This is a genomic window from Streptomyces capillispiralis, from assembly GCF_007829875.1.
In the GTDB taxonomy this organism is placed as follows: domain Bacteria; phylum Actinomycetota; class Actinomycetes; order Streptomycetales; family Streptomycetaceae; genus Streptomyces; species Streptomyces capillispiralis.
This window is the reverse complement of the sequence record NZ_VIWV01000001.1, coordinates 623929-638682: the sequence shown is the minus strand read 5'-3', so window position 1 is coordinate 638682 and position 14754 is coordinate 623929. Positions and strand designations below refer to the sequence as shown.

At 72.7% G+C, this 14754-nt stretch carries 14 protein-coding genes and 1 pseudogene; 6 read left to right on the top strand and 9 right to left on the bottom strand.

The features are described from left to right. Nucleotides 1-209 precede the first annotated feature (209 nt). Nucleotides 210-1667, bottom strand: coding sequence for a sulfatase family protein (locus tag FHX78_RS02270; RefSeq protein WP_229923932.1), 1458 nt, complete (start codon nt 1665-1667; stop codon nt 210-212). A gap of 417 nt (nt 1668-2084) precedes the next feature. Here FHX78_RS02270 and FHX78_RS02265 point away from each other — a divergent pair, with 417 nt between their 5' ends. From FHX78_RS02265 to FHX78_RS02255, 3 genes are read left to right on the top strand one after another with little or no spacing between them, the layout of a single operon-like run. Then, nucleotides 2085-4325 carry an MMPL family transporter gene (locus FHX78_RS02265; RefSeq protein WP_145865782.1) on the top strand — a complete coding sequence of 747 codons (2241 nt, stop codon included), beginning with the start codon at nt 2085-2087 and terminating at the stop codon, nt 4323-4325. Continuing rightward, entirely contained in the window at nt 4322-5023 is a 702-nt protein-coding gene (locus tag FHX78_RS02260; RefSeq protein ID WP_145865781.1) for a response regulator transcription factor, read from the top strand. Before FHX78_RS02265 ends, FHX78_RS02260 begins: the two co-directional genes overlap by 4 nt. Continuing rightward, nucleotides 5020-6474: a sensor histidine kinase gene (locus tag FHX78_RS02255; protein ID WP_145865780.1), complete on the top strand. Its 1455-nt coding sequence runs from the start codon at nt 5020-5022 to the stop codon at nt 6472-6474. Before FHX78_RS02260 ends, FHX78_RS02255 begins: the two co-directional genes overlap by 4 nt. 245 nt (nt 6475-6719) lie before the next feature. Here the strand turns inward: FHX78_RS02255 and FHX78_RS38135 are convergent. The 3 genes and pseudogenes from FHX78_RS38135 to FHX78_RS02240 form a co-directional block, all read right to left on the bottom strand. Further along, nucleotides 6720-7037, bottom strand: a pseudogene (locus FHX78_RS38135) (IS110 family transposase); the annotation flags it as partial. 295 nt (nt 7038-7332) lie between these two features. After that, on the bottom strand, nt 7333-7779 hold the full coding sequence (locus FHX78_RS02245) for an alkyl sulfatase dimerization domain-containing protein (RefSeq protein WP_145865779.1): 447 nt from the start codon (nt 7777-7779) through the stop codon (nt 7333-7335). Nucleotides 7780-7834: 55 nt separating this feature from the next. Then, nucleotides 7835-9121, bottom strand: a complete 1287-nt coding sequence (locus tag FHX78_RS02240) for an MFS transporter (RefSeq protein ID WP_145865778.1) — start codon at nt 9119-9121, stop codon at nt 7835-7837. A 191-nt stretch (nt 9122-9312) separates the two neighbouring features. Here FHX78_RS02240 and FHX78_RS02235 point away from each other — a divergent pair, with 191 nt between their 5' ends. Further along, nucleotides 9313-9738, top strand: a complete 426-nt coding sequence (locus FHX78_RS02235) for a CBS domain-containing protein (protein WP_145865777.1) — start codon at nt 9313-9315, stop codon at nt 9736-9738. A 15-nt stretch (nt 9739-9753) separates the two neighbouring features. Here FHX78_RS02235 and FHX78_RS02230 read toward each other — a convergent pair whose 3' ends face one another. Together FHX78_RS02230 and FHX78_RS02225 are read right to left on the bottom strand one after the other, a co-directional pair. Further along, nucleotides 9754-10206, bottom strand: a complete 453-nt coding sequence (locus FHX78_RS02230; RefSeq protein ID WP_145865776.1) for a YbhB/YbcL family Raf kinase inhibitor-like protein — start codon at nt 10204-10206, stop codon at nt 9754-9756. Nucleotides 10207-10248: 42 nt separating this feature from the next. Beyond that, nucleotides 10249-10701 carry an archease gene (locus FHX78_RS02225; protein WP_145865775.1) on the bottom strand — a complete coding sequence of 151 codons (453 nt, stop codon included), beginning with the start codon at nt 10699-10701 and terminating at the stop codon, nt 10249-10251. 129 nt (nt 10702-10830) lie between these two features. On the opposite strand from FHX78_RS02225, the gene FHX78_RS02220 reads away from it, so the two are divergent. After that, nucleotides 10831-11478 carry a phosphoribosyltransferase gene (locus tag FHX78_RS02220; protein ID WP_145865774.1) on the top strand — a complete coding sequence of 216 codons (648 nt, stop codon included), beginning with the start codon at nt 10831-10833 and terminating at the stop codon, nt 11476-11478. Between the two features lie 64 nt (nt 11479-11542). On the opposite strand, the gene FHX78_RS02210 is transcribed toward FHX78_RS02220, so the two are convergent. Then, the gene (locus FHX78_RS02210) at nt 11543-12727 is read right to left on the bottom strand and encodes a CaiB/BaiF CoA transferase family protein (protein WP_145865773.1); all 1185 of its coding nucleotides are present in this window, start codon (nt 12725-12727) and stop codon (nt 11543-11545) included. A gap of 72 nt (nt 12728-12799) precedes the next feature. Continuing rightward, nucleotides 12800-13036 (bottom strand): hypothetical protein, encoded by a 237-nt coding sequence (locus tag FHX78_RS02205; protein WP_145865772.1) that lies wholly within the window; start codon nt 13034-13036, stop codon nt 12800-12802. 121 nt (nt 13037-13157) lie between these two features. Between FHX78_RS02205 and FHX78_RS02200 the strand changes: the two genes are divergently transcribed. Further along, entirely contained in the window at nt 13158-14063 is a 906-nt protein-coding gene (locus FHX78_RS02200; RefSeq protein ID WP_145865771.1) for a LysR family transcriptional regulator, read from the top strand. 67 nt (nt 14064-14130) lie between these two features. Here the strand turns inward: FHX78_RS02200 and FHX78_RS02195 are convergent, their stop codons facing one another. Then, nucleotides 14131-14709, bottom strand: a complete 579-nt coding sequence (locus tag FHX78_RS02195) for a TetR/AcrR family transcriptional regulator (RefSeq protein WP_145865770.1) — start codon at nt 14707-14709, stop codon at nt 14131-14133. Between the last annotated feature and the right edge of the window lie 45 nt (nt 14710-14754).

Sequence of the window (14754 nt, the reverse complement as noted above, 5' to 3'; positions counted from 1 at the left end):
GGGGCGGACGCGATGTGCGAGCCGGCCCCCGGCTCATTCCGCTCCGCCGCACGCCTCCGCGACCGTCCGGGAGCCGAGTCGGCGCACACGCGGCCGGAGCGCCGGGGCCGCGCGAGCCCACGCGGCCGTACCGAACGGACCGCGAGCGTGAGGATGCGGCCCCTGCCCCTCACACCCGGCCGTCGGCCCCTCAGGCCTGCCGTGGGCCGCTACGCCGCCGGATAGGGGAGAAGGCCCGCGTCCACCTTCTCCCAGGCCGCCTTGAGTTCGGCGAGCAGCTCCGGTTCGTGCGTCGCCCGGTTGACGCACTCGCCGGGGTCCTGCTCCAGGTCGAACAGGACGTCCTGGTCGTCGTAGGCCGGTATCCTCGCGTCGGCCGCGCGGTGGTACTTCCACTTGCCGCGGCGAAGGGCCCGCTCGGTCTCCTGCCGCCAGAACAGGTCCCGCTGCGGGACGCCCTCGCCGCGCACCAGGTAGCCGGCGAGACTCACGCCGTCCAGCGGTAAGGCCGGGTCGGGGCGCGTGCCGGCGACCTCCAGCAGGGTGGCGGTCCAGTCAGGGGTGAAGACCGGCACCTCGCTGACCTGAGCGCCGTCGATCCGAGCGGGCCACCGCACGATGGTCGGTACCCGGATGCCGCCCTCCTGCAGGGTGGACTTGCCACCCGCGAGCGGCCAGCTGTACGAGAAACGTTCGCCGCCGTTGTCGCTGGAGAACACGATGAGGGTGTTGTCCGCCTGCCCGGAGTCCTCCAGCGCCTGAAGGGCCTCGCCGACGGACCGGTCCAGTCCCTCCACCATCTGCCGGTACGTGTCCAGCGATCCGCCGTCGGTGTGCGCGAGGACGTACGTGGTCCGCTCCGGCGGCACTTCGCGCAGAAGCTTCTCCAGCCGGGCCGCTTCCTCCGTGTCGCCCTCGGCGATCCACGGCCAGTGCGGGGTGGTGAAGTTGAGGTTCAGCAGCCAGGGCTGCCGGTGGTCACGCCCGATGAACTCGGTCGCGCGCTCCGTGATGACCTGTGTGTAGTAGCGCAGGTCGCTGTAAGAGGTCTCACCTTCGTACAGGTCGTAGTGCCCGCCCTCGGCGATCTTCGAGTAGTACTCCAGGGATCCGCCGAAATTCCCGAAGAACTCGTCCCAGCCCGACTTCGTGGGTGAGTGGTCCGGCAGACTGCCGCAGTGCCACTTGCCGATCATCGCGGTCGTGTAGCCCGCGCGGCCCAGGAGCGAGGCGAGCGTGGGGTGGGTGGGTTCCAGACCTGCTCCGTCGCCCTGGATGGGTTCCTCGAGACCGGCCTTCACCCGCCCGGGGTAGCGGCCGGTGTAGAGGCTGATCCGGGTGGGGGAGCAGGTCGCCGAGCCCGCGTAGCCGTGGGTGAAGCGGACGCCCTGCGCGGCCAGCCGGTCGAGGTTCGGTGTCCTGATGTGCGGCGAGTCGTAGCACGAGAGGTCGGCCCAGCCGAGGTCGTCGCTGAGGATGAAGAGAATGTTCGGCCGTGTGGAATCCTGGTCCGCCGCGGCCCGGAACGGCTGCTCCGCGGAGTTCGCCGACGCCGCGGACATGGCGTGCGCCGCGGACGCGGACAACCCGACCGCTGCCGCGGCGACTCCCGCTCCGACGGCACCACCGAAAGCGCGGCGGGACAACTGGTTCTCGGATGTGGACACGTTCGCTCCTTGACCGGGCGGGTGCTGACACAGCGATGCCCGTGAGACTGAGGAAAGCCCGAGAGCCGAGGGAGGCCCGCACCGGTCACGGCACCCGGGCGCGGTGTGCAACGAGCCGCTGAGCACGGTCCCGCTGGTCGTTTGCCGGATCAGGCACACCCGAGGCGGTGTGCCGCGGCGCCTCGACGTCCTCCGGTCGACTGCTCTCGTCGTGGACGACGTTAGGACGGTTCACCGGCCGGTCGGTAGTCCATTCGGCCCTCCACCGCGAACCTTCAGGGAATCGTCAGTCAAAACGCAGCTTTCCGTCAGCTGCCCCGGTCGTCAGGAAACCGTCAGGTACAGCGTGGGTTTTCCGTCAGATTCCGCGGCTCGGATGAGGCCCAGTTGCCGATCCGACCGGAATGAGTGATGACCATGGCTGTGCTGCTTCATCGATGGGGGCTGTTCGCCGCGCGCCGACGCCGTGCGGTCCTGGCCGCATGGCTGCTCGTGGTGGCCGCCGTCGTCGCCCTGAGCGTCGGTTTCGCGGGGAACTTCACCTCCGAGACGGAGATCCCCGGCTCACAGGCCCAGAGCGCCCTCACCGAGATGGACCGTCACTTCCCCTCGTCCGAGAACCGCAGTGCCGACATCGTCTTCGAGGCGCCCGAGGGCGCCTCGTTCAAGGACCCGGCCACGGCCGGGGCGATGAAGGAGTCGTTGACCGCCGCTGCCACCGTGCCGGGTGTCACCTCGGTCACGGACCCGGTGGAGAGCGGAACGGTGTCACCGGACGGGCGCACGGCGGTGGCCCAGGTCCGGTTCTCCGCCGCGGAGCACGAGGAGGTCCCCGAGGCCGACCTCGACGCTCTGGAGGACACCGCCGACAGCAGCCGCGCCGCCGGTCTGGACGTCCTCTTCGGCGGTGACGCCTTCGAGGAGACCGGGCCGCCGGTCGGTCCGGCCGAGGCCCTCGGCGTACTGGTGGCCCTCGTGGTGCTGGCCGTCACGTTCGGTTCGCTGGTGAGCGCCGGCCTGCCACTGGTCACAGCCCTGCTCAGTGTGGGCACCAGCATGGCCGCCCTGATGGCGCTCGCTTCGGTGTTCGACATCTACGAGAAGACACCGTCCCTGTCGATCATGCTGGGACTGGCGGTCGGCATCGACTACGCCTTGTTCATCCTCGCGCGCCACCGGTCCGAGCTGCTGCAGGGCCGCACCGTGCGGGAGGCGGCCGCGCGAGCGACTGCCACCGCCGGCAGCGCGGTGTGCTTCGCCGGACTGACCGTGATCATCGCGCTGGTCGGGCTCACCGTCACCGGCGTTCCCGCACTCGTCTCCATGGGGTTCGGCGCCGCCGTCGCCGTGGCCGTCGCGGTGGCCATGTCCCTGTTCCTCCTGCCGGCGCTGCTGACGATGACGGGCGAGCGGCTGCGGCCGAAGCCGGACTCGCGGGCCGCGCGCCGGATGCGGCACGACAGTGACCCCGGGACGAAGCCTTCGGCGGGAGCGCGCTGGGTCGCAGCCGTCGTGCGCCGCCCCTGGCGTACGGTCGTGACCGTCACCGTGGCCATGGGCGCTCTCGCCCTGCCTGCCACTCAGCTCCAGCTCGCGCTGCCCGACGAAGGCAGCGAACCGACGTCGAGCGCGGTGCGGCAGACCTACGACAAGGTCGGTGAGGCCTTCGGGCCCGGAGCCAACGGCCCCCTGGTGGTCCTGGTCAGCGACGCGCCGTCCGGGACGTTGAAAACCACCGCCGAGGAGGTCGCCGATGAGCTGAACGGGGTCGACGGCATCGCCCGCACCTCACCCGTCGAGTACTCCGAGGACGGCGCCGCGGCCCGTGTACAGGTCGTTCCCTCGACCGGACCCCGCGACGCGGAGACCGGTGAGCTGGTCACCGACCTGCAGGACCGCCTGGTGCCACTGGCGGAGGAGAACGGCGGCGAGATCACGGTCACCGGGCAGACAGCCGTCAGTATCGAGGTCTCCGAGAAGCTCAGCGCCGCCCTGCTGCCGTTCGCCCTGGTGGTCGTCGGGCTGTCCCTGCTGCTGTTGCTGGCCGCCTTCCGCTCCGTCGCCGTTCCCGTCAAGGCGACCGCGGGGTTCCTGCTCTCGGTCGGTGCCTCGTTCGGGGTGATCGTCGCCGTGTTCCAGTGGGGATGGCTCGCCGAGGCGCTTGGCGTGCCCTCCATCGGGCCGGTCTCCAGTTTCGTTCCGATCATCGTGATGGCCATCCTGTTCGGCCTGGCCATGGACTACGAGGTCTTCCTGGTCTCCGCCGTGCGTGAGGAGTACGTACGGACCGGGGATCCTCGTGGCGCGCTCGTCGGCGGTGCCCGGAACGCCGCGCGGGTGGTGACCGCCGCCGCCCTGATCATGGTGGTGGTCTTCGCGAGTTTCCTGCTCGAACAGGATCCGGCCCTTATGCCGATCGCCCTGGCTCTGGCGGTGGGCGTCTTCCTGGACGCGTTCGTCGTACGGCTGACCCTGGTGCCGGCCGTCATGGCGCTGCTCGGCCGTGCGGCGTGGTGGCTGCCGAAGCGACTGGACAAGTGGCTGCCCGACCTGGATGTTGAGGGGGCACGCCTGGACCAGCCCCGCCAGGATCAGCCCGAACCGGTGCCCGCTCCGGCGGCGCATCCCACCAAGACCGAGCAGGACGTCCCCTCATGAACTCCCCGGACACGGTCCTCGTCGTCGAGGACGACGCCAACATCCGCGATCTGATGGACTCGGCCCTGCGCTTCGCGGGATTCGATGTCCGCTTCGCCGAGGATGTGCCGCAGGCTCTCACGAGCCTCGCCCGTGACATCCCGGACGTCATCGTCCTGGACGTCGGGCTTCCCGGCGGCAACGGCTTCGACATCCTGCAGCTGATCCGCGCGCGGGGCGTCACCGCACCTGTGCTGTTCCTGACCGCCAGGGACGCTGTGGAGGACCGTGTCCGGGGACTTCGGCTCGGGGGCGACGACTACGTCACCAAACCCTTCAGCGTCGTCGAGGTCGGCGCCCGCCTGCAGGCCCTGGTCCGCCGGGCGCGCGGAAACGTCGCTTCCACGGCCGACGACGGCGTTCTGCGCTACGCGGACCTCGCACTCGACGACCGGCGTCATACCGTCCACCGCGGCGGTGACGCGATCGACCTGTCGCCCACCGAGTACCGGCTGCTGCACTATCTGCTCTCCCACCCCGACCACGTCATGACTCGCTCCCAGATCCTGGAAGCGGTCTGGCAGTACGACTTCGGCGGCGACTCCGGCGTCGTGGAGCGCTTCGTGTCCAACCTGCGCCGCAAACTCGACCACGGCCGCGAGCCTCTGATCCACACGGTCCGCGGCATCGGCTACAGCCTGCGCCGCACCACCACATGAAGCTGCCACGTCTCGCCGCGCTGCGCCCGCCCCGGCCGGTCACCATCCGTGCCCGGATCCTGGCCGGTGTCCTCGTGCTGCTGGCCGCAGGACTTGTCGGCAACTCGATCGCCAGCGCCCTGACCCTGCGCGCCTACCTGGACCATCGGGCCGAGAGCGCCCTGAGGGACGCCGGCGACCGCATGCACGAGACGTTCGCCCATGAGCCGCGCACGGTCCGAAGCAGCCAGATCGCCGCCCTGGTCGCACCGGTCCTCGGCATCACCGTCATCGGCCCCGACGGGGAGGTCGCCGAGCAGGCCGGTGACGGGGTACCGGACGCGATCAACGGCCTGACCGCCGACCGGCTCGACCAGGTCGTCACGTTCAAGGACCACCCGTCCGTGCCCGACCTGATCGTCCGGCGCATCCCGACCAGCGGCCTGACCGTCATCACCCCGGCCGGGGAAGTGCGAGCGTCCGCCGTCATCCTGACCGTCCGCACGGACATCGACCGGGTGACCGTAGCGGACTTCATCTCCCGCCAGGCCGGCAGCGTCGCGATCACCCTCGTCGTGGCCTCCGTCACCGCTCTGCTGATACTGGAGTTCGGTCTGCGGCCGCTGAAACGGATGGCGGACGCCGCCGACGCGATCGCCTCCGGGGCCCGTGAGGAACGGTTGCCCACCTACGGCAGACACAGCGAGACCGACCGTCTCGCCGTCGCGGTCAACGACGCCTTCGACGTCCAGACCCGCGCGGAGGACCACATCAGAAGCTTCGCCGCCGACGCCTCGCACGAACTGCGTACCCCACTGTCGACCATCTCCGGATGGCTCGACCTCTATCACCAGGGCGGCCTGACCGCGCCCGCCGACCTCGACCGGGCACTGGAACGGGTGGACGGCGAGGTCGGCCGCATGCGTCTGCTCGTCGAGGAACTGTCCCTGCTCGCCCGGCTGGATGCCGGCCGTCCCCTGGAGTCCGACCAGGTGGACCTGCGCCGGCTGGCCACCGACGTGGTACAGGACGCCCGGGTCGTCGCCCCGGACCGCCCCGTCCGGCTGCATGCCCCCGTCCTCGTCCACGTGACCGGGGACGCCCCCCGGCTGCAGCAGATCCTCAACAACCTGATCGGCAACGCCATCCAGCACACCCCGGACGGCACCACGGTCGACGTCTGCCTGGAAGAGGCGGACGGCGCGGCCGTCGTGCGCGTGACCGACGACGGACCGGGGATCGCGCCGCGGGACCTGAGCCGGGTGTTCGACCGCTTCTGGCGGGCCGAGGCCAGCCGCAGCCGGGCCCGCGGCGGATCGGGCCTCGGCCTGCCGATCGTCCGAGCCGTGGTACACGCCCATCACGGAACCGTGGAGATCACTTCACCCCCCGGTGGCGGAACCACCGTCACGGTCGTTCTCCCCGTGTCGTCACCCCGGACCCGGCCGCCGGGCCCTGACAGCACCCCGTGACCTACCCCACCGAGCGCCGGGGGGTGCCTCTCTGTCCTTCGTCAAGCGAGTCGGGGGCTCCTCGGCTCGTGGAAAGTCCCGTCGCGGAGCATGGCGAACAAGACGCCGACGCGGTGGCGGGCGAGGCGGAGGAGGGCCTGGGTGGGAGTGCGGCGGTCCTGACGCCGATGCCGGGCATCGGGGGCAGGACCTGGGAAAGAGGGTGGGCCTCCAGCAGGGCCTCGATCCGGGTTTCCAGGGCCCGGCGCTGTTCGTGAACGGCGGCCGGCGATTTCGCCGGCGACGGGACGCATCGCCAGTCCGGGCAGGTGGGCGACCTGGCAGCCGGCGTCCCGGGCGACGGTCAGTGGGAGGGCGCCGATGGACGCGGGCTGGTCCACGACCACCAGCACGGTGCCGAACTTGGCGGTGAGCTTGGCGAAGACGGCCCGCAGCTTCGGTTCGCTGTTGGGCAGCTACTTGTCGAAGACCTTCTTGCCGGCCGGGGTCAGGCCGTGGCCGTGATGCGCCTGCTAGCCGACGTCCGGCCCCGGGAAGACGCCCACGTCGTTGATGCCGATCACGGTGCCCCCACACGCGTCGATGCGTGCCGGCCCCGAGCTCGGGGGCCGTTCTCGCGCATCCACGTCATGCAGACCTGCCGCCCGCGGACGGCCGGGCATTGCGCCCGGCCGGGCGGTGGTCGGACCTCTGATCAGCGTCTCCGACGGCACCCCTCGGACCCGGTGACACCACCCCCCAGGTGTCATCCCGTCGACGGGGGGCAACAGTCATGCCGGCCCGGAGGCCAGTGGCCCTCTTGCAGGACCGCGATAAGGATGACGGGGACGCCTGAGTCGGTCGGGTGACGCCGTGGGTTCAGAGGGTCGGCATCGCCGAGGTGAGTTCGGTCGTGGCGTCGGTGCCGGCGATCACACCTCGTGATTCAGCCTCGGCCCAGGTGAAGATGCCGGTCGACATGATGCTGCGTTCCTGAGCGGCACGTAGTGCGTAGACCTCGGCACGGGCAGTGTGAACGGTGGTGTCCGCGGGGGCGGCGTCTCCGGCGAGTTGGGCGAGATGGCACGCCAGACGGTGCGAGCCGGCACGCGCGAGCTCCAGTGCCCGGTCGGCGAGGACCTGAGCGCCTCCGCTCAGGGCTGCCAGTTCGGCCGCGAGCTGCTCGTCGGTGGCCGGCTTGAGGTGGGCCGGGTTGCCGTCGTACCAGCCCGCAAACTGCCGCCACACGGTGTGGACGACGAACTCGGGCTCGTCGTAGAGGGGTTGCAGGTAGTGCAGCGCCGCCAGGTCGTCCGGTACGCGCACCCGGAGAGGACTGGCGCGGGAAGGCGGCCGGGGCGGCCAATCCCGCCCCGGCCGTTCAGGCTTCCTCGGCGCGCAGCGGCGCGGGTTCCGGTTCGTGCGGGTGCCCGCCGTCGTGGTCGTGCCGGGGGAGCAGCAGCGGTGTGGCCAGCAGCAGGACACCGGCGACACCGATCGCGGTCCGCGGGCCGGTGAGGGCGGCCAGCAGCCCCCACAGGGCGGTCAGCGCGGCGACGACGGCCTTGCTCGTCGCCGACCACGCGGACAGCGTCCGCACCACGCGGTCCGCCGGAGTGCGTGCCAGCCGCCGGGTGGCGAACACCGGGTTGAACACGCCCATGCAGGTGATCAGCCCGAACTCGATCACCATGACGAGCACCAGCCCCGCCGTGCCCGGCCCGATGAACGCAAGTCCCAGCGACCAGCACGCCCGCAGGGTCCCCGCGACCCGCAGCACCCGCTGCGACCCGAACCGCACCACCAGCCGGCGGGACAGCCGGGAGCCGATCAGCCCGCCGACGCAGGGCACCGCGAAGGCGAGCCCGTACTGCCAGGGCGCGAACCCGAGCGGGCCCACCATCAGCACGACCAGCAGCGGCGAGGACGCCATGATCAGCCCGCTCACCAGGACCGTGTTGAGGAAAAGCGGCCGCAGCGCCGGACTGGCGAGGATGTACCGCCACCCGTCGAGGAGGTCGCCCGCCCGCAGCCGCGCACCCCTGCCGGGAGGCGCGGGAGGCACGCGAGGCACGGGACGCACCGGGCGGCGGTCCTCACCGCCGGCCGCGCCGAGCGCACCCGCCGACAGCAGATGGCTCACCGCGTCGGCCACCACCGTCGTCATCGGGCCCAGCCATCCGATCGCCGCCCCGCCGAGCGGCGGCCCCAGCATCGTCGCCGTCCACGTCGTCGCCTCGAACCGCCCGTTGGCGACGAGCAGTTCCTCCTTCGGCACGATCTCCTTGAGGTACGCCCCGACGGCCGCGTGGAAGGTGATGTCGGCCGCCGCGACCACGACCGACACGACCAGCAGCTGCGCCACGGTGAGCGCGCCGAGGGCGTACGCGGCCGGAACGCTGAGCAGGACCGCGCACCGCAGGAGGTCCGTCGCGATCATCACCGGGCGCTTGCGGCGGAACTCCACCCACGGCCCGAGCGGCACCGAGAGCACCGCGCCGACCGCCGGTCCCACCGCCGCCAGCAGCGACACCTCGACCGGGTGGGCGTCCAGCACCAGCACCGCGACCAGCGCGAACGCGTCGAACGCGAACCTGGTGCCGAACGTGCTGACCCCGTACGCCGCCCACAGCCACCCGAACCGCCCCGGCGTCCGTCCCGCCACCATGTCCCGCCCGCCCCCGTACCCCGCCGCCGGCCGCCGGCGACCGGCACATCCAAGCGGGTGACGGACCGGCCGGGCAAACCGCGGACGGCCGGGCGCGCGCAACCGGCCGGCGTGGCCGGTTTACCCGCCGCGCAGCGGGCTACGCGGCGGTCACGGGGGAATCCAGGCCGACCCACGACCGGGAGGTGCCCATGACCCGGCGCATACGGGACGTGATGTCGTCGGACACCGCGTCCGTGGAGCCCATGACCTCGGTGGCGCGGGCGGCGCGCCTGATGCGCGAGCAGGACATCGGCGACGTCCTCGTGGCGTACGACTGCGACCTGTTCGGGGTGCTCACCGACCGCGACATCGTGCTGCGGGCCGTCGCCGAGGGCAGCGACCCCGAGGCCACGACGGTCGGTTCGCTGTGCACGCGCCCGCCGCTGGTGACGCTCGACCCCGAGGACACCACCGACCACGCCGTCGAGCTGATGCGGCGGTACGCGGTCCGCCGGCTCCCCGTGGTCGAACACGGCGGCTGCCCCGTGGGCATGGTCAGCCTCGGCGACCTCGCCGCCACGGAGGACCCGCACTCGGCCCTGGCGGACATCAGCAGGGCGGACCCCACCCACTGAACACCGGGCCGCCGGTCAGCGTTGGTAGAGCCCCACCAGCGTGCCGCTCGCCAGCTGCTTCTCCTCGACCGCCTCGTGCACCTGCCGCGCACGGGGCGCGTCGGGCAGCACGCACGGCCCGGAGAGGGCGTACAGCCGGAACAGGTAGTGGTGCGCGTCGTCCCCCGGCGGCGGATGGGGACCGCCCCAGCCCCGTTCGCCGTAGCCGTTGACGAGTTCGGTCCCGCGCGGAGGGGTCTGCCCCGCCCCCACCCCGCCGCTGCGCGGGTCGATCCCCACCACGATCCAGTGCACGAAGCTGCCCGACGGCGCGTCCGGGTCCTCGCAGAGGAGCACCAGTTCCGACGCGTCGTCCGGTACACCGCTCCACTCCAGCGGCGGGGACACGTTGGCCCCCTCGTACGCGTGCCGGCGCGCGAGGAAGGCGTGGTCGTTGAAGGCGTCACTGCCGATGTCGATGCCGGTCATGTGGCCCGGAGTACCCCCGCGCCACCCCGGCCATGCGGTGCCTCAGCCGTCGACCGTGACCGCGCAGGACCAGCCGTAAGGGCCCGGCCCGATGCGCAGTTCCTCCCAGGCCACGGCCGTCGGCACCGGCCCGGTGACCCGTACGTCGTCCAGCCGCGCGACCGCCAGCCGCACGTCGAGTCCGCCCGCGGCCTCGTCCGCCTCGACGTCGACCGGCACCTGCCCGTCCTCCTGGAGCCGGTACAGGACCTCGTCCAGCAGACAGGCCAGCAGATCGTCGTCGCTGGCCTCGTACAGCCGGATGCGGCCGGCACCCGTCGGCCGCACCCCGGAGACGTCGGCGAAGCACTCCACCATCGCCACCACCGCCTCCGCCAGACAGTTCTCCCGGCTCGCCGCCCACGCCTCGATCCGGACCTCGTCCTCCTGCGCCACCGCCCGGTGCCCGCTCTCCGCCCGCCGCGCCTGCCCGTAGTCGCCCGTGTCACCGACCATGCACCACGCCTGCCCGACACCCGCCCGACCATGCCGGGCGGCGGGCGCTTCGAGCGACGGGAAGCGGGTACGCGGGTGCCGACCAGGTGCCTCAGGCGCCGTCCTCGGCGCGGAGGGAGTGCATCCGCCATGCGGTTCCGTGATCGCCGGCAGGCCGGCCGGGAACTGGCCGAGCGGCTGCGGGAGCGGCGGGACGAGGGCGCCCTGCCCGACCCGGTCGTGCTGGCACTGCCCCGCGGCGGTGTCGCCGTCGCCGCCGAGGTCGCCCGGGTGCTGGCCGCCCCCCTCGACGTCCTGGTCGTACGGAAGATCGGCGCCCCCTTCCACGAGGAGTTCGGCGTCGGCGCGATGGCCGGTGACGGCGTTCCGGTGTTCGACCGGGACGCGCTGTTCCGGCTGGGCCTGGACGAGGCCGACCTCGCGCCCGTCGTCGAGCGCGAACGCGCCGAACTGCGCCGCCGCGAGGAGCTCTACCGCCGGGGCCGGCCCGCTCCCGAAGTGCGCGGACGGACCGTGGTCGTCGTCGACGACGGACTGGCGACCGGCTCCACCGCCCGCGCCGCCCTGCGCGCCCTGCGCGCGCGGGCCCCCGGCCGGCTCGTGCTGGCCGCCCCGGTCGCCTCGCCGGAGGCCGCCGCGCTGATGCGGGGCGAGGCCGACGAGGTGGTGTGCCTCTACGAGCCGGCCGCGTTCATGGCCGTGGGCCAGTGGTACGAGGAGTTCGACCAGCTCACCGACGAGGACGTCCTGGAGGCGCTGCACCAGCGGCAGGCGTAGGCGCGGCGGCAGGCGTGGGCGCGGGGGCGGGCGTGGGCGCGGGGGCGGGCGTGGGGGCGAGGTCTCAGACGACGCGGTCCGCGCGCAGGGTCCCGATGTCCTCGGGGGAGTGGCCCAGTTCCGTCAGGATCGCCTCGGTGTGCTCGCCCACCGCCGGCACCGGGTCCATGCGCGCGGTCAGGCCCGCCAGGTCGGCGGGCGGCAGCAGCGCCTCCACGGTCGCGCCGGGCACCGCCACCTCGCGCCAGCGGCCGCGGGCGGCGAGCACCGGATGGTCGAGGAAGGCGGCGACGTCGTTGACGCCGGCGCACGCGATGCCGATCGCCTCCAGGTCCCCGAGCAGCTCCTCGGCGCTGTCGCGGGCGCAGCGGGCGGCGATGATCGCGTCCAGCTCCTCCCGGTGGGTCACGCGGTCGGAACCCGTGGCGAAGCGTGGATCGTCCGTCAGCTCGGGCCGGCCCAGGAACTCCGCGCACAGCACCGCCCACTCGCGCTCGTTCTGGACGGAGAACAGCACCTCGCGGCCGTCGGCCGTGCCGTAGGTCCCGTAGGGGGCGATCGTGGCGTGCCGGGTGCCCAGGCGCGGGGGCTGTTCGCCGCCGTGCCGGGTGTAGTAGGCGGGCTGGCCCATCCACTCGGCCAGCGCCTCGAACAGGGACACCTCCACGGCGTGGGCCGTGCCCCTGGTCGCGCGGGTGTAGAGGGCGGTGAGCACCCCGCTGTACGCGTACATCCCGGCCGCGATGTCGGCGACGGAGATCCCGGTGCGCGCGGTCGCCTCGGCGGTCCCGGTCAGCGACACCAGACCCGTCTGGCACTGCATCAGCAGGTCGTAGGCCTTGCGGTCCGCCCACGGGCCGCTCGTGCCGTAGCCGGAGATCGTGCACGGGATGAGCCGGGGGTGGCGGCGGGTGAGCGCGTCGTTGTCCAGACCGAGACGGCGGGCGGCGCCCGGCGCGAGGTTCTGCACGAACACGTCGGCGTCCCGGAGGAGCCGGTGCAGGATGGCGAGGCCCCTGGGGTCCTTCAGGTCGAGCGTGAGGGACTCCTTGGAGCGGTTGATCCACACGAAGTAGCTGGAGTGCCCGTGGACGGTCGTGTCGTAGCGCCGGGCGAAGTCCCCCTCGCCCGGCCGCTCCACCTTGATCACGCGGGCGCCGAGATCGGCCAGCTGCCGGGTGGCGTAGGGCGCGGCCACCGCCTGCTCCACGCTGACCACCGTCACCCCGGACAAAGGGAGTTCGCGCACGTCCCTGCCTCCTGTCTGCCGGCCTCGATCAGAACGGCGGGGCCGGCCGCCGGTCGACGGCCCCGTCCGCGCTCACTGGCCGGCCCGGCTGTACGGGAGGTCGGCGGGCCGGCTGCGGGAGACGATACGGGCGCCGCGCTCGTCGACGGCACGGACCTGCAACGAGCCGCAGCCGCAGCGGGTCCACACCGTGCTGCCCGCCGCGGTGCCGTGCCGGGAGACCACCTGGAACGGCTCGGCGTCGTCCGGCCACCCGCAGTACGGGCAGAAGGTGCCGGTGGTGCCCGCGGCGCCGGTCGTGCTGGTCATGATGACTCCTCGCTTGCTGGTACGTCGGGTTGTCGAACGTCGCGACACCAGCAAGGGTGCGTCGTCCGCTCCGTACACGTCCAGGTTGACTTTGTGCACACCACCGTGAAGCGTGGACTTCATGATTGACCTGCGCCGGCTGCACGTCCTCAGGGCGGTCGCCCACTACGGCACGGTCACCGCGGCCGCCCGCGCCCTGCACTTCACTCCGTCCGCCGCCTCCCAGCAGATCCGCCAGCTCGCCCGTGACCTGGACGTCGACCTGCTGGAGCCGCAGGGGCGCGGGGTCCGGCTGACCCCGGCCGCGGAGAGCCTGCTGGCCCATGCGGACGCGATCCAGGCGCGTTGGGAGCAGGCGGAGTTGGACCTGCGCGCCGACCGTGACGCCCCGGCGGGGGTGCTGCACGTCACAGGGTTCCCGGTGGCGATCTCGGTGCTGCTGGCGCCGATGGCCGCCCGGCTGGGCGAGCGTCATCCGCGGCTGTCGGTGCGGATCGCGGAGGCCGGGGTGCCGCGGAGCTTCGACCTGCTCTTCGAGGGGTCCACCGATCTGGCCGTGGTGGAGTCCACCCCGCTCAACCCGCCGCTGAGCGACGAGCGCTTCGACCAGCAGCCCCTGCTGGACGACCCGTTCGACCTGGTGGTCCCGACGGGGCATCCGCTGGCAGGGCGCGTGCGCGTCGACCTCGCCGAGGCGGCCCGCGAGCCGTGGATCGCGCCGGTACCGGAGAGCCCCTGCCGGCCGCATGTGATGGCCGCGTGCGGCGCCTCCGGCTTCGCCCCGGACATCGTCCACCACGCCCTCGACTGGAACGTCACCGCCCATCTCGTCGCCCACGGACTCGGGGTCGCCCTGATCCCGCGCCTGGCCCATCTGACCCCGGACCTGCCGATCACCCGGGTCCGCTGCACGGGCGACCCGCACCGCAGACTGCTGACCTGCACCCGGGGCGGCGGCCACGCCCGCCCGGCGGTGGCGGCCGCCCTGCGCGAACTGCGGGAACTGGCCCCGACGGCGGTCGCGTGAGGCCCCGGGGGCCCTTTGCCCCGGCGGCGCCGGCCGCGCGTGGGGCCGGTGGACACCCGCCGCGCCCCTAGGGTCCGGGTGCCCCCGCGCGCAGACCGTCCATGATCAGGTCCAGCAGCCGGGTGGCGCGCGGCTGCCAGTCGCCGGACGGGTCGATCTGCCAGAGGCCGCCGATGGCGAGGAAGAAGTCCTCCCCGGTCACCCCCGGGCGGATGAGTCCGGCCTCCTCGCAGGCGCGCAGCAGCATGTCGGCCGCGTCGGTCACGGGGCTGTGTCCCGGTTTGTCGGGGCTCCCCGGCCCGCTGGTCACCTGCCGGATGGCGTCGGCGAGCCCGGCCTTGGCCATGGCGAACCGGGCCAGCCGGTCCATCCACTCGCGCAGCGCGCGGTCGGGCTCCCGGGTGCGCAGCAGGTGCGCCGCGCTGTCGGCGACCTGGCGCATCTCGTACCGGTAGATCTCCAGGACCAGCGCCTCGCGGTTGGGGAAGTTCCGGTAGAACGTGCCCTGTCCGACGCACGCCTTCTTCGCGATCACGCTCAGCGGGGTGTCCGCCGAGCGCGTGAGTTCGGCCAGGGCCACCTCCAGGATGCGCTCGCGGTTGCGCTGCGCGTCGGCGCGCTGGGGTGCTTCCTTCTGGTGCCCCACTCGTCCTCCTCACACGGGTCTTGGCCGAAACCCGTCCTTGCTAAC